This is a genomic window from Rhizobacter koreensis (genome assembly GCF_013366375.1).
GTDB lineage: Bacteria > Pseudomonadota > Gammaproteobacteria > Burkholderiales > Burkholderiaceae_C > Schlegelella_A > Schlegelella_A koreensis.
The window spans coordinates 98,977-112,749 of sequence record NZ_JABWMJ010000012.1 but is presented as its reverse complement, the minus strand read 5'-3'; the positions used below and the strand labels follow the sequence as shown (position 1 = coordinate 112,749).

The 13,773-nt window shown below is 71.0% G+C and carries 12 protein-coding genes; 8 read left to right on the top strand and 4 right to left on the bottom strand.

All coding sequences use genetic code 11. The features are described 5' to 3' along the window. Window positions 1-17 precede the first annotated feature (17 nt). Together HQN59_RS21535 and HQN59_RS21530 are read left to right on the top strand one after the other, a co-directional pair. Window positions 18-986, top strand: a complete 969-nt coding sequence (locus tag HQN59_RS21535) for a Bug family tripartite tricarboxylate transporter substrate binding protein (RefSeq protein ID WP_176071178.1) — start codon at window positions 18-20, stop codon at window positions 984-986. Window positions 987-988: 2 nt separating this feature from the next. After that, window positions 989-1,468, top strand: coding sequence for a MarR family transcriptional regulator (locus HQN59_RS21530; protein WP_176071177.1), 480 nt, complete (start codon window positions 989-991; stop codon window positions 1,466-1,468). Window positions 1,469-1,703: 235 nt separating this feature from the next. Here the strand turns inward: HQN59_RS21530 and HQN59_RS21525 are convergent, their stop codons facing one another. Together HQN59_RS21525 and HQN59_RS21520 are read right to left on the bottom strand one after the other, a co-directional pair. Beyond that, window positions 1,704-2,738 carry a cupin domain-containing protein gene (locus HQN59_RS21525; protein ID WP_176071176.1) on the bottom strand — a complete coding sequence of 345 codons (1,035 nt, stop codon included), beginning with the start codon at window positions 2,736-2,738 and terminating at the stop codon, window positions 1,704-1,706. 23 nt (window positions 2,739-2,761) lie between these two features. Continuing rightward, a complete protein-coding gene (locus HQN59_RS21520; RefSeq protein WP_176071175.1) occupies window positions 2,762-3,973 on the bottom strand; it encodes a 3-hydroxybenzoate 6-monooxygenase in 1,212 nt (403 codons plus the stop codon). Between the two features lie 111 nt (window positions 3,974-4,084). Here HQN59_RS21520 and HQN59_RS21515 point away from each other — a divergent pair, with 111 nt between their 5' ends. From HQN59_RS21515 to HQN59_RS21500, 4 genes are all read left to right on the top strand, one after another. Further along, window positions 4,085-5,038 (top strand): LysR family transcriptional regulator, encoded by a 954-nt coding sequence (locus HQN59_RS21515; protein ID WP_176071174.1) that lies wholly within the window; start codon window positions 4,085-4,087, stop codon window positions 5,036-5,038. Between the two features lie 439 nt (window positions 5,039-5,477). Continuing rightward, window positions 5,478-6,029: a PEP-CTERM sorting domain-containing protein gene (locus HQN59_RS21510; RefSeq protein WP_176071173.1), complete on the top strand. Its 552-nt coding sequence runs from the start codon at window positions 5,478-5,480 to the stop codon at window positions 6,027-6,029. Beyond that, a complete protein-coding gene (locus HQN59_RS21505; RefSeq protein WP_176071172.1) occupies window positions 6,026-8,101 on the top strand; it encodes a zinc-binding metallopeptidase family protein in 2,076 nt (691 codons plus the stop codon). The genes HQN59_RS21510 and HQN59_RS21505 overlap by 4 nt, the downstream gene beginning before the upstream one ends. A gap of 16 nt (window positions 8,102-8,117) precedes the next feature. Further along, window positions 8,118-8,555, top strand: coding sequence for a peptidase M20 (locus HQN59_RS21500; RefSeq protein WP_176071171.1), 438 nt, complete (start codon window positions 8,118-8,120; stop codon window positions 8,553-8,555). A 174-nt stretch (window positions 8,556-8,729) separates the two neighbouring features. Here the strand turns inward: HQN59_RS21500 and HQN59_RS21495 are convergent, their stop codons facing one another. Together HQN59_RS21495 and HQN59_RS21490 are read right to left on the bottom strand one after the other, a co-directional pair. Continuing rightward, window positions 8,730-10,682 carry a molybdopterin biosynthesis protein gene (locus HQN59_RS21495; RefSeq protein ID WP_176071170.1) on the bottom strand — a complete coding sequence of 651 codons (1,953 nt, stop codon included), beginning with the start codon at window positions 10,680-10,682 and terminating at the stop codon, window positions 8,730-8,732. 6 nt (window positions 10,683-10,688) lie between these two features. Next, on the bottom strand, window positions 10,689-11,957 hold the full coding sequence (locus HQN59_RS21490) for a molybdopterin molybdotransferase MoeA (protein WP_246295075.1): 1,269 nt from the start codon (window positions 11,955-11,957) through the stop codon (window positions 10,689-10,691). A 271-nt stretch (window positions 11,958-12,228) separates the two neighbouring features. Between HQN59_RS21490 and HQN59_RS21485 the strand changes: the two genes are divergently transcribed. Continuing rightward, complete coding sequence (locus tag HQN59_RS21485) at window positions 12,229-13,068, top strand: ABC transporter substrate-binding protein (protein ID WP_176071169.1); 840 nt, start codon at window positions 12,229-12,231, stop codon at window positions 13,066-13,068. A 155-nt stretch (window positions 13,069-13,223) separates the two neighbouring features. Then, window positions 13,224-13,772, top strand: coding sequence for an acyloxyacyl hydrolase (locus tag HQN59_RS21480; protein WP_176071168.1), 549 nt, complete (start codon window positions 13,224-13,226; stop codon window positions 13,770-13,772). Window position 13,773: the final 1 nt, after the last annotated feature.

Genomic DNA, 13,773 nt, shown 5'->3' with positions numbered 1-13,773 from the left:
GCACCAGGAGCCGAACCATGCATGCTCGACGAATCCTCCTCAAGACGCTCGCCGCGGCCGCCGTGCTGCCGTCGGTGGCGTTCGCCGCCTATCCCGAGCGCCCGATCGAGTGGGTCGTTCCATATCCGGCCGGCGGCGGCACCGACGTGGTCGCGCGCACGCTTGCCGAGCCGATGGGCAAGACGCTCGGTCAGACCATCATCATCAACAACAAGCCGGGGGCGGGCACCAACATCGGCGCCGACTACGCCGCCAAGGCCAAGGCCGACGGCTACGTGCTCCTGAGCGCCGACACCGCGACGCTGGCGGCCAATCCGTTCCTCTACACGAAGCTCACCTACAACGTCGAGAAGGACTTCGCGCCGGTCGGCCTGATGGCGCGCTTTCCGCTGATCCTGGTCGTCAACCCGAACGTGCCGGTCAAGAACCTCGCCGAGTTCACGGCGTGGGCCAAGCAGCAGCAGGCCGGCGTGAGCTACGGCACCCCGGGCGCGGGCAGCCCGCACCACCTGGCGACCGAGCTGTTCCGCGAGCGCACCGGCGTGCCGCTGGTCCACGTGCCGTACCGCGGCGCCGCACCCGCGGTGCAGGACGTCCTCGGCGGGCAGATCCCGATGATGTTCGTCGACACCGCGAGCGGCTACGCGCACATCCAGTCCGGCAAGCTCCGCCCGATCGGCGTCGCGAGCCCCAAGCGCGTCGCCGGCTTCGACAACATTCCGACGCTCGCGGAGCAGGGCCTCAAGGGGTTCGAGGCGTACGCCTGGCAGGGTCTCGTGGTGCCGGCCGGCACCCCGCAGGACGTGATCGCCAAGCTCAGCACGGCGATGCTCGACGCGCTGCGCAGCACGCCGGTGAAGGCGCGCTTCCAGACGCTCGGCCTCGAGGCGATCCCGAGCACGCCGGCCGAGATGGCCGCCTACGCCAGGAGCGAGCGCGAGAAGTGGGGCCGCGTCATCAAGGCCAGCAACATCCGACTGGACTGAGCGTGACGCGCAGGAAAGGTCCGGGCTTCGCGCTCGACCGCACGGTCACGCACCGCCTGCACACGCTGAACAAGCTGACCGACCAGGCGACCCAGCTCGCCTACACCGAAGCGACCGGCCTTCCGCTCAGCGATGCCCGCTGCCTGGGCGCCATCGGCGCCTTCGCGCCGCTGTCGGTGAACGAGCTCGCGCGGCGCAGCAACCTCGACAAGGGGCAGGCCAGTCGCGCCGCCCAGTCGCTGGTCGATCAGGGCCTGGTTCGCAAGGAACCGAGCCCCGACGATGCACGCAGCGTCGTGCTCTCGCTCACCCGCGAGGGCGGCAAGGTCTGGCAGCGCGTGATGGACGTGATCGCGCGCCGCAACGAGCAGATCACCGCCTGCCTCGACGACGCCGAGCGAGCCGCGCTGACCGACCTGCTCGACAAGCTGCTCGCGCACGCGCACGTGCTGGCGGCGTCAGGCGGCGGCGAGGAGGACTGACGGCGCCCTCGCGTTGGCGGCCATCGCGTGGCTGCCGCGAGGGTCGGGCCGGAGCAGGCGGGTACTCGAACCCGCTGGGTCATCGGGCGCCGCCACGGGCGGCACCTTGCCAGAGTCGTCACGCGAGCCCGCCCGCTTCGGAAAGGTCGGACCGCTGGCGAATCGCGCCGTCGGCGATCATGGCGAGCTCACCGTGGCCGGAGCGCGCTGCCGGGCAGGGGCACCGACTGAAGGATCAGCCGCGGTTCTCGAACACGCCGAGCTTGCGCTGCAGCGGGGTCTCGTCGGCCATGAAGAGGAAGGCGGGCTTGACGCGGTCGGGGTTGGCGAGCGTCACCGCCGAGTAGCCGGGCGCGCAGCAGGTGTCGGCCTCGGCGAGGCGGAACGAGCGGCCCTCGATCGTCGCGTCGACCGCGCCTTCGATCAGGTGGAATACCGCCGCCGGCGAGCGCACCGGCAGGCGCAGCTGCTGGCCCGGCCGCAGCATCAGCGCGTAGTAGCCGAGGATGTTCTGCACCGGCGCGCCGCTCTCCGGGTTCACGAAGGTGACCTGCACGCTCTCGAGCGCCGGCTGGTCGGCCGCGAGGGCCTCGAGGGCCGCGCGCGTGCGCTTCCACGGGTAGCGCAGCATGGGATAGGCGTTACCCGAGCGCTCGAACACCGTGGTCGGCACCACGCCACCTTGCGCGTAGCCGCGTTCGCTCGAGGCCTGCACGTCCTGGCGCGGCCCGTCGACGTGGTACGACGCTTCCATGTAGTAGACGAGCGGAAGGTCGAGCACGTCGAGCCAGACCACCGGCGCGTCGCCGTCGTGGCCGTGCTCGTGCCAGAGCCCGGTGGGTGTGAGGATCAGGTCGCCGCGGCTCATGGGGCACTTCTGGCCGTCGACCGTCGTGTACGCGCCTTCGCCCTCGACGATCATGCGCACCGCGTTCGGCGTGTGGCGGTGCGAGGGCGCCCACTCGCCGGGCAGCAGGAGTTGCATGCCGAGATAGATCGCCGAGCTCGCCTGCATCCTGTCGAGGCCGTGGCCCGGGTTGGCGAGCACCAGCACGCGGCGCTCGGCCTTCTCGATCGGCGTGAGCTCGCCGGCCTTCAGCAGCAGCGGGCGGATCGCCTCGTAGGCCCAGTGCGTGGGCTGGGTGCGCGGCTGCGGCGTGCCGGCGGGGATCAGCGCGCGCAGGCTCGGCCAGAGCGGCACCAGGTTCTGCTCGCGCATCGCCGCCACGTAGTCGGCGGGGAGGTCGGCGAGGCTGCCGAGTTCGTTCATCGCAGAATCTCCACAGGTTGGGCTCAGGTGGCGCCGCTCAGACAATTCGCGACGTTCCAGCCGTACAGCCATTCGAGCGCATCGTAGAAGCGCTCGGGCGACCGGCCCTTCCAGAGGTCGTTGCGCACGAGGCGCTCGACGCCCCGGGCGTGGAAGATGCGGCCCATCTCGCGAGACGACAGCACCACGCGGGCGGTGCGGGCGACGCGCGCGCGTTGGTAGAGGTCGAAGGCACGCGCGAAGTCGTCGTCCGCCACGCGCAGCGCTTCCCCGAGCGTCACCGCGTCTTCCATCGCCATGCAGGCGCCTTGCGCGAGGTATTGCAGCGTCGGGTGGGCGGCGTCGCCGAGCAGGGTGACGAGCCCGTGATTCCAGTTGTCGATCGGGTCGCGGTCGGCGGTGGCCCAGCGCTTCCAGTCCTTCGGCAGGTCGATCAGCTGGCGCGCGCGCGGGCAGATGCCATCGAAGTAGCTCTGCACCTCGTCGCGGCTGCCTTCGCGCACGCTCCACTCCTCGCGCTCGCGGCTGTGGAACGTGACCACCACGTTGTACTGCTCGCCGCCGCGCAGCGGGTAGTGCACGAGGTGGCAGTTCGGTCCGACCCAGATGCTCGCCGCGTTCCACTGCAGGTCGACCGGAAAGTCCTTGCGATCGACGACGGCGCGATACACCACGTGGCCCGACACGCGCGGCGGGTCGCCGACGAACTGCTGGCGCACCGCCGACTTCACCCCGTCGGCGCCGATCAGCGCGCTGCCGCGATGGCGCTCGCCGGCGCCATCGATCACCGTGACGCCGGCGTCGTCCTGCTCGACACGTTCGACGCGCGTCGACGTCGCGACCTGGATGCGATCGCTCGCCTGGGCGCCTTCGAGCAGCGAGCCATGGACGTCGGCGCGATGGATCACCGCGTAGGGGTTGCCGAAGCGTTCGCGGAACGCCGCACCGGTGGGGATGCGGCCGACCAGCGTCTCGTCGAGCGCGTCGTGCATCACCATCTCGTCGGTGTAGACCGCCCTGGCGCGCGCGATCTCGCCGACGCCGAGCGCGTCGAAGGCGGCGAAGCCGTTCGGCCCGAGCTGGATGCCGGCGCCGATCTCGCCGAGCTCGGCCGCTTGCTCGAGCACCTTCACCGTGAAGCCGCGCCGCACCAGCGCAAGCGCGGCGGCGATACCGCCGATGCCGCCGCCGGCCACCAGCACCGGCAGCGCGGCGTTCGTCGTTCCAGCCGTCATCGTGTCTCCTTCAGCCGGGCAACCGCAAGGCGACCACTATCGAGCGGGCGAGTGCCGGCGTCGAGCCCTCGGCCCATATACTGCCTATTGCAGAACGCAATAGACCTGCGCATGGCCAAGCTCGATCTCGATTGGCTCGCCGTCTTCGTCGAGGTCTACAAGACGCAGAGCGTGTCGCGTGCCGCCGAGCGGCTGGGCATGGCGCAGGCGAGCGCGAGCATCGCGCTCAACAAGCTGCGCCGCCACTTCGACGACCCGCTGTTCAGTCGCACCTCGCGCGGCATGGAGCCGACACCGCGCGCGCGCAGCATCCACCCCGAGATCGTCGAGGCGCTGCAGCGCCTCGAGCGCGCGCGCGGCGCGCCGGAGGCGTTTGCGGCCTCCGCGGCGACGCGCGAGTTCCGCATCGGCATGACGGACATCAGCGAGGTGGTGCTGCTGCCGACGCTGGCGAACCATCTGCAGCGACACGCGCCCGGGCTCACGGTCGAGGCCGAGAAGATGTCCGTCGAGAGCCGGCGCCGGCTCGAAGCCGGCGAGATCGACCTCGCGGTCGGGTTCGCCCCCAACCTCGAGGCGGGCTTCTACCAGCAGGCACTCTTCGAGCAGAGCTTCGTCTGCCTTGCGTCGGCCGATCACCCGCGCGTGCAGTCCGCGATCGACCGGCAGGCGTTCGTGGCCGAGAGCCACATCGTGGTCACCACGTCGGGCACCGGCCACACCATCGTCGACAAGCTGCTCGCGCGCGAGCGCCTCGAGCGTCGGGTCGTGCTGCGGGTGCCGAGCTTCCTCGGCGTCGCCCGCATCGTCGCTCGGACCGAGCTGCTCGTGATCGTGCCGCGGCTGCTGGGCGAGACGCTCGCGTCGCAGGAGCGCATCCAGGTGCTCGAGCCCCCGCTGCGCCTGCCGGCCTACAAGGTGAAGCAGCACTGGCATGAGCGCTTCAACGCCGACCCCGGCAACCGGTGGCTGCGCCGCACGATGGCCGAGCTGTTCTCGGGCGTGCAGGCGCACGCAGGCGCCGGCGCCGAAGGCGGTGGCCGCGGCGCTCGTTCTTCGGTCTGACCAACCCCCGTCGCCGGCAAACGCAATGATCTTGTCAAACTTCGCGGTTTGCGCGTGAGACTGCTTCCGATGAACGCGGCCCCGACGGCGGACCGCGGCAGGGTGCGAGAAGGCGCGCACGGCAGGCTCGTTCCGCGCGACCGATGGAGAAGGAAGTACCGGGCGTGACGTCCCGAAGCCCGCCACTCGCGCGTCACACCGAACGGCCTCAGTGGAAACCCTTGCACTCGCGGCGCGCGCCGGGGTGGCGCACCTGCCTGTCGCCCGAGCCGGTGCCGTTGCTCCGGCTCTGGCACGGATCATGCAGAAAACCGTCGTCGGTCGGACCAATCCACCGTCGACTGCAGGGGAGGGCACACGCACATGACCTGACACGATCGGCACGGCTTTCTCGCAGTACACACAAGACACGCATCCAATGCGCACCGGAGGATCTCAATTGAAGCACCCCTTGATCGTGGCAGCCGCGGCCGCGGCGCTGACGCTCGGCGCCATGTCGTCGCAGGCGGCGGTGATCACCAGCTCGTACAGCTCGCTGGGCGGCAATTCGTGGCTGGCCAACCTCACCGTGACGAACGACGGAAATCCGACGACCTTTGCCGGTTTCACCGTCGACTTTCCGAACGCGACCAACCTTGCGCTGGTCTCGTCGCCCGCCAACTGGGACAGCCTGATCTTCCAGGCTGATCCCAGCCTGCCCGACTTCGGGTATCTCGACAGCATGGCGCTCGGCAGCCTGCTCGCCGTAGGCCAGTCGGTCGGCGGCTTCGGCGTCTCGTTCTCGCTCGCCGGCGGCGCCAGGCCCGGCTCGCTGCCGTTCATGCTCTACGACGCCAACTTCAACCCGGTGGCGGCGGGCAACACGACGATCGCCGCGATCCCCGAGCCCGCGACGGCGCTGCTGGCCGCTCTCGGCCTGGCCTTCGTCGGCCTGCGCAACCGCCGCCTTTCGGTCAAGACCCGCCAAGCTGCCGAGGAGGTGACCGCATGAAGACCATGAAGTTCAAGCCCACCCTGATCGCTGCCGCCTGCATCGCGATCACCGCGTGCGGCGGCGGCTCGTCGAACGGCACCGTCAGCGGCGCCGCGGCCGACGACACCAAGACCGCGCTCGCCGTCATCGGCGGCGGCACGAGCACCGTGCTCGCCGATGGCCGCGAGGTGACGCTGAAGATGGTCAGCGAGACCCGCGTCAACCGCAACGTCTACGACTACGTCTACAACATCGTCCTGAAGAACAACGCCACGGCACTCACCAACGGCGTTGCGACTCTGACCGGCGCAGGCAACGGTACGACCGTTCTCAAGGGCACGGTTCCCCTCGGCGAGGTGGAAGCCAGCGGCACCGTGTCGCCGTACGGCACCATCACGCTGCGTCACGATCGTGCGGTGGCGTTCAACGCCGGCGCGCTGGTCTGGTCGGTCACCAACTCGACCGCACCGGTGAACCGCCTGAGCATTCCGACCGACGTCGCCTCGGCGGCGTCGAAGATCGCGAACGACCCGCAGGTGCGCGCGCTGCTCGACGAGCAGAGCACGCCTGCGATGACGAAGTATCGCTGGAACACCTTCCTCGAGCTGGTGCGCGTGCCGTCGCCTTCGCGCGAGGAGTACCGCTCGGCGGCAGAGATCCACAGCCGCATGGTCAACGAGTGGGGCTTCTCGCCTTCCGAGGTGATGACGCGCAACGACGGCTTCCTGGCGGGATCCGACGTCAACATCGTCGACGGCCTGCCGGTCTACAACGCGTGCGTGCAGATCAAGGGCTCGTACTCGAGCCGCCCGGACGCGCAAAGCTACAAGGGTCAGTTCCCGAAGGTGGTTCTCGAGGGCCACATCGATGTCGTCAACCCGGAAACCCAGCCTCCGGCAAGCGACCCGTGGAACCACATCAAGCTGCAGCCCTACGCGCAGGCTGTCGTCGAGACGCCCGCGCAGCTGGCCGCCATCCCGGCCGAGCTCGCGTTCAACACCGCTGGACGGATCGTCGAGGACGCGAACTACAACGTCGCGAGCCAATGGTTCGCGAACAGTACCGCCGCCCAGAACGGCGGCGGCGTCCGGATCTACGTGCCCGGCTACATCGACATGATGAGCAGCACCGTGAACGGTTTCCTGCTGGCCTCGGCGATGAAGCGGCACGGCATCAAGCCGGTCTACGACATCTGGGTCTGCGGCAGCGCAGGCGAGGAAGGCAAGGGCAACCTCGCCGGCATGAAGCAGCTGTACGGCTTCGAGCAGGACCTCGGCACCGGCTCCAACCCGCTCAACGTGGTGGCCAACTTCGGTCTCGAAGGCGGCGGCATCCTGAACTTCCTCGGGAGCTATCGCTACGAGATGAAGTTCAGCGCGCCGACCAACCCGGGCCCGAACCAGCCGAGCGCCGTCGAAGCGATGGCGGCGACGATCGCGCGGATCGCCGACGTCAAGACGCCGGACGAGCTGCGCCCGGGTGCCCCGCGCACGACCTACACGGTCGGGCGGGCGAGCTGCGAGCCGGTTCCGGCCGGCAGCACCGTGGTTCCCAGCTGCTCGCTCGAGGTCGACATGCGTTCGCCGAAGGTCGAGACGCTCAACGAGATTCGTGACGTCATCGTTCCGTTGTTCCAGGCCGGAGTCACGGCCGAGAACGCGCGCGTCGGTGTCGCCAACGGCACCCCGCAAGGCATCGGCCTGCAGCAGATGTGGTATGGCCTTCGCCCGGCGTACGTCGCGACCAGCTACGACAGCCCGGCCACGTATGCAGGTCTGCAGTCGGCGATCGCGACGGGACAGAGCACGTCGACGACGGTGAGCACGGGTTCGTCGAGCATCAACGACAACGTGCCGGCCAACACCGGTATTCCGACGTACCAGTTCAGCTTGAACTCGACCGCTGCCGGAGCGGGTACCCACGCCTTCTGGGAGTGGGCCACGCGCGGCAACCCCGCGACCGAAGTGTCCAAGATGCACCGCGTCCTGACCGGCATCCTGACGGTCGCCGGCTTCCATGCTGCCGACGGCACCATCGTTCAACCGGCAACGGGCCCGATCGGGCGCCGCACGCGCGAAGCGGCGCGCTGAGCCAAGGAGTCAACACATGAGAAAAGCACTTCGTTCGTTGGTGTTCGCCGGGCTTGCCGCGGCAAGCCTCTCGGCCTTCGCGCAGCAGACCGGCGGGCTGCGGGTCGACTTCCTCGGCCCCGGCGGCCACAGCAGTGGCAACTACGGCCGTACCAGCGCGCTGCACGCCGCAGCACGCTCGGTGATCCTGATGCAGCAGGCGCTGCCGGCCGGCAGCTATCGCTTCACCAACCTCACCGGTGGCAACTCGGTCAACAGCATCGCCTCCGACGGCTTGATCGAGATGCGGCTGACCGCGGCCAATGCCTCGGCGTACCAGTCGCTGGTGACGGCGGCGACCAACGCCGCCAATGCCGGCGCGGCGGCCGAGAACGCGTTCCGCAACGTCAAGGTCGGCGACCTGACGAGCGGCGCACCGGCCTGGATCCGCGTCGAGGTGACGCCCCAGCCGTAAGCGGCTAGTCCGCTGAAACGAACAGGCGTGGGTCACCCCCACGCCTGTTTTCCTTTCCGGCGCGGAAATCGTTCCGGGCCCGCCAGCGCGCCGCGCCCCGCCGTGCAAGGCCGCCGCCACGGCGGAGCGATTCGGCAATCCCGTCGACCGGCTCGCGGGCGCGCTGCCGGCCGCTCACAAGCGAAAGCCGAGCGCCCTCAGCTCGCTCTGCGCGGCGGGGTCGGCGAGCAGCGCGAGGAAGGCCTGCACGCCGGGCCGCTCGAGCCGGGCTCGCGGCACGATGAAGTCGTAGTGCTCCTCCTGCATCGGGATGAAGCCGAGCCCGTACTGGCGCGCCACCGTGTCGATCGCCACGCCCCAGTCGGCGCGGTGCTGCTGCACGGCGGCGGCGACGGCGTTGTGCGACCTGGTCTGCACGCCGAAGCCGGGCGGCCGCCGTGCGCCGAGCAGGCGGTCGACGAGCACGCGCGTGCCGCTGCCGGCATTGCGGTTGACCATCGTGCAGTCCGCATCGGCGAGCGCCGCCGCGACGGCATCGTCGACGCCGCGACCCTCGAAGCGCGTGTCGCCGGGGCGGAACACGATGCCCTGGAGGCGCCGGTAACCCGGGATCAGCGTCACCGTGTCGTCGAGCAGGTGCCGGTTGTAGCCGCTCCCCTGCGGGTCCATCAGGTGCACGCTGGCGACGTCGCATTCACCGCGCGCCGCCGCCCTGGCGCCGCCCATGCTGCCGACGTTCAGCGTCTTGGCCCGCAGCCCCTGGCGGACCAGGCGGCCGACGAGCGCATCGAGCCCGACGCAATGACTGCCGATGACGACGAGGTCGGCCGCCTCGAGCTCCTTGCCGAGCAGCTGCACCGCCACCGCGCTGCCGCTCTCGACGATCTCGGTGTGCTGGTCGATGGTGATGAAGCCGTCGGCGTGGCTGAAGGTGGTGACCGAGCCCGAGCCTTTGCCCATCGGGTAGGCGGCCAGGCCGTCGTCGCGCTGCACCAGGCCGACCAGCAGGTACTCGGTGCGCCCGCGCTCGGAGTTGACGCGCATCGGCAGCGTCGACTCGACGCTGTGCCGGCGCTCGGGCGGCAAGCCGCCGAAGGCACGGATCACCGGCGCGACGAACTCGTGGAAGGTGAAGATTGCCGAGGTCGGAAACCCGGGCAGGATCACCACCGGCTTGCCGTGGCTCACCGCCAGGCAGATCGGCTTGCCCGGCTTGAGCGCGACCCCGTGAGCCACGATTCCGGGCGACCCGAGCCGGCTCGCCACCCGGTACGACAGGTCGCCGGCGCCCTTGGAGGTGCCGCCGGACAACAGCACCATGTCGTGCGCCAGCGCGGCGTCGAGCGCGGCGACGAGCGCCGCCTCGTCGTCGCGCACCACGCCGAGCGGCACCGGCTCGCCGCCGAGCTCGGCGACTGCCGCGGCGACGATCGCGCCGTTCGAGTCGTAGATCGAGCCCAGCGGCAGCGGCGCCCCGGGCGCGACGATCTCGTCGCCGGTCGAGATGATCGCCACGCGCGGACGCCGCCACACCCGCACCTCGGCGATGCCGATCGCGGCGAGCACGCCGATCTCGCGCGACGTCAGCGGCTGCCCGGCACGCAGCACGGTCTCGCCGCGCGCGATGTCGGTGCCGGCGTAGCTGACGTTCTCGCCCGCGGTCACCGGCCGCGCGACCGCGACCCGGCGCGTGCCGTCGGCGTCGCTCGCGACGTCGGTGTGCTCGACCATCACGACGGCATCGGCGCCCCGCGGCAGCATCGCGCCGGTCGCGATCACGCTCGCGCGGCCGGCGCTCACCACCGCGCGAGACACCACGCCGGGCGAGAGCACCTCGCGATTGAGGACGAGCCGGCGCACGTCCTCCTCGCCGGCACCGAAGGTGTCGGCCGCCTGCACCGCGAAGCCGTCGACGTTCGAGCGGTCGAAGCCTGGCACGTCGACGTCGGCGATCACGTCCGCGGCGAGCACGCGGTTCAGCGCGCCGGCGAGCGTCACCGTCTCGTGGCCGAGCGGCTCGAGCCTCAGGTGACGGCGGAAGCGCTCGGTCGCCTCGTCGCGCGTGATGACGGTGAGGAACTGAGTCTGCCGGCCGTCGGCCGTGCGTGGCGGATCGAGGTCGCTCATCGAGGCTCAGGTCGGGTCGTAGAGGAAGACGTCGACATCGGCGCCGGGCGCGATCCCTTCGCTCTCGGCCGGGACGACCACGAAGCCGTCCGCACGCGTGGTCGACGACAGCACCGACGCGCCGCTCAGCGCCAGCGGCTCGACCTCGCCCGCGCGGATGCGCACGCGGCAGTAGTCGACCCGGCCGATCGCGGAGACGATCTTGCGGGCGACGTGCAGGCGTCGCTGCGGGTACGGCCATGCTGGCGCACGTCCGCCGAGCAGGCGGACCGCGCGGCCGGCGAAGAAGTCGTACGCGGCGAGGCACGACACCGGGTTGCCGGGCAGCAGGAACACCAGCGCGTCGCCCACGCGTCCGCAGCCTGCGGGGCTCGACGGCCGCATCGCGACGCCGTGGATCGCGAGCTCGCCGGCTTCGGCGACGAGGCGAGGGGCATGGTCCTCGGTGCCGACGCTCGAGCCGCCCGAGACCAGCACGACGTCGGCGCCCGGCGCGGTGATGGCGTCGCGAATCGCCATCGGGTCGTCGCCCGTGCGCAGGTGGCGCTCCAGGGCGCCGCCGTCGCGTGCGACCAGCCCGCGCAGCATCGCGGAGTTGGCGTCGAAGATGTCGTGGAGGCCCTTGTCGCGACCGGGCGCGACGACCTCGTTGCCGGTGACGACGATGCGCACGCGCGGCGCGCGGTGCACCGTCACCGCGCCGATGCCGAGCGACCCCAGCACGCCGGCATCCTGCGGCCGCAGGCGTCGCCCGGCGCGCAGTACGACCGCACCGCGGGCGATGTCCTCGCCGACGCGGCCGACGTGCTTGCCGGGCCCGAACGCCATCGACGTCTCGATGCCTTCGGCCGTGTCGCGCACGTACTCGGCGGGGATGACGGCGTCGGCGCCCGCTGGCAGCGGTGCGCCGGTCATGATGCGGACCGCGTCGCCGGTCTGCACGGTGCCGGCGTACGGTTGGCCGGGCAGCGCGCGGCCGATCACGCGGAAGGCGAGCGGGTTGTAGTCGCTCGCGCCGACCGTCTCCTCGCCGCGAACGGCATAGCCGTCCATCGCCGAGCGCTCGAACGCCGGCACGTCGACCGCGGCGACGACGTCGGCCGCGAGCACGCGGCCGCTCGCATCGTCGACGGCGACCGGCTCGGCGGCCAACGGCTGGGCCGAGCGGTCGATCCATTGCCACACGTCGCCGACTTCTGCGCGCCGCGTGAAGCCGCGCATGCGGACGTCGTCGGGTCGCGCGGCGGTGTCGCCGCGGGCTGCAGGGCCGGTCATGGTCGTGGAAAGCGGGCGTGCGTGGTCAGCCGAGCAGTCTAAGGAATCGCTGCCGGCGCGCGAGAGTGGTTCCACGCAGGCGCTCAACGCAGGCACCCCTCGGGGCCAGGCGCCACGCGCCCGCACGCGAGCGGCGCGCGCGTCCCGTGCTTGAACGCCGCACGGCGGGCGGCGATCGCACGCTGCGGCACGGCGCGCCACGAACGCACCGGCTGTCGCGCCGCGCGCAACAGCCGCACAATGGTCGGGCCGTTCACTGCCTCTCGAGTCCATGCTGCCGATCCGACGCGCGCTGCTGAGCCGCCTGTTCGCCTTCCTCTTCGCCGCGGCGTGGGCCACGGCGGGTGCGACTGCGCACGCCCAGGAGCGCTTCATCGTCATGGCGTCGACGACGTCGACCGAGCAGTCGGGGCTGTTCGGGCATCTGCTGCCGGCGTTCAAGCGCGCCACCGGGATCGACGTGCGCGTCGTTGCGGTCGGTACCGGACAGGCGCTCGACGCCGCACGGCGCGGCGATGCCGACGTGGTGTTCGTGCACGACCAGGCCGCCGAGGAGAAGTTCGTCGCCGAAGGCTTCGGCCTGAAGCGGCTGCCGGTCATGTTCAACGACTTCGTCCTCATCGGCCCGAAGGCCGACCCGGCCGGCATCCGCGGCAACGACACGGTCGCGGCGCTCAGGAAGGTGAGCGCAAGCGGCGCGCCGTTCGTCTCGCGCGGCGACAAGAGCGGCACCCATGCGGCCGAGTTGCGCTACTGGCGCGAGGCGGGCATCGACATCGGCGCTGCCAAGCCGGCGGGCTACAAGGAATGCGGCTGCGGCATGGGGCCGGCGCTCAACATCGCCTCGTCGACCGAGGCCTACCTGCTCGCCGACCGCGGCACCTGGCTCAACTTCAGGAATCGCGGCGACCTCGCGATCCTGGTCGAGGGCGACAAGCGGCTCTTCAACCAGTACGGCGTGATGGTCGTCAACCCGGCCCGGCACCCGCACGTCAAGAAGGACCTCGCGCAGGCGTTCGCCGACTGGGTGGTATCGCCCGCCGGCCAGGCGGTGATCGCGAGCTACCGGATCGGCGGCGAGCAGGTGTTCTTCCCGAACGCCGGCGGATGAGCGACGCGGCGCCTGCGCTTGCAGGGCCGCACGCGCGAACCACGCGCCATGAAGGCGTCACGGCTCGGCCGCGGGGTTCCACGTCGCCGCATCGGCTCGAATTTTGCCGCGGCGCCGGCGCGAGGCGAGGGGCAGCAAGCGCAGGAGGGTGGCGCGTGAAACGGGTGGGAGCCGCGGCAGTGGCCGCGATGATGGTCTGGGCGCCGGCGGCGGTTGCCGCCGACAGCGCCGACGTGCGAACGGCGTGGTTCGTCGAGGGCGGCACGAACCCCGACGCGCAGAGCCTGCGCGTCGGTCTGATGCGCGACTGGACGAGCCAGTGGCGCTTCGGTGGCGTGCGGCTTTCCGGCTTCACCGAGGTCGCGATCGGGCGCTGGCGGGTCGAGCGCGAGGCGCGCGCCGGTCGCGCCGGGTTCACCGTCGGCGGCATCACGCCGACGCTGCGGCTCTGGTTCGGCGACAGCGCCGGGGCGTTCGTCGAGGGCGGCATCGGCGCGAACCTCATCGGCCCGCGCTACCGCAAGCGCGACGACCGCTTCAGCACCGTCTTCAACTTCGGCGACCACCTCGGCGTGGGCTGGCGCTCGGCAGCGCCCGAAGCCTGGGAGGTGTCGCTGCGCTACGAGCACTACTCGAACGGCAGCATCAAGCAGCCGAACCCGGGCGAGAACTTCGTTCAGCTGCGCGTCGGCCGCGCGTTCTAGC

Coding starts and splice junctions, on each gene's coding strand:
- HQN59_RS21535 (WP_176071178.1), top strand. CDS start 18: ATGCATGCTCGACGAATCCTCCTCAAGACGCTCGCCGCGGCCGCCGTG.
- HQN59_RS21525 (WP_176071176.1), bottom strand. CDS start 2,738: ATGAACGAACTCGGCAGCCTCGCCGACCTCCCCGCCGACTACGTGGCG.
- HQN59_RS21520 (WP_176071175.1), bottom strand. CDS start 3,973: ATGACGGCTGGAACGACGAACGCCGCGCTGCCGGTGCTGGTGGCCGGC.
- HQN59_RS21515 (WP_176071174.1), top strand. CDS start 4,085: ATGGCCAAGCTCGATCTCGATTGGCTCGCCGTCTTCGTCGAGGTCTAC.
- HQN59_RS21505 (WP_176071172.1), top strand. CDS start 6,026: ATGAAGACCATGAAGTTCAAGCCCACCCTGATCGCTGCCGCCTGCATC.
- HQN59_RS21500 (WP_176071171.1), top strand. CDS start 8,118: ATGAGAAAAGCACTTCGTTCGTTGGTGTTCGCCGGGCTTGCCGCGGCA.
- HQN59_RS21495 (WP_176071170.1), bottom strand. CDS start 10,682: ATGAGCGACCTCGATCCGCCACGCACGGCCGACGGCCGGCAGACTCAG.
- HQN59_RS21490 (WP_246295075.1), bottom strand. CDS start 11,957: ATGACCGGCCCTGCAGCCCGCGGCGACACCGCCGCGCGACCCGACGAC.
- HQN59_RS21485 (WP_176071169.1), top strand. CDS start 12,229: ATGCTGCCGATCCGACGCGCGCTGCTGAGCCGCCTGTTCGCCTTCCTC.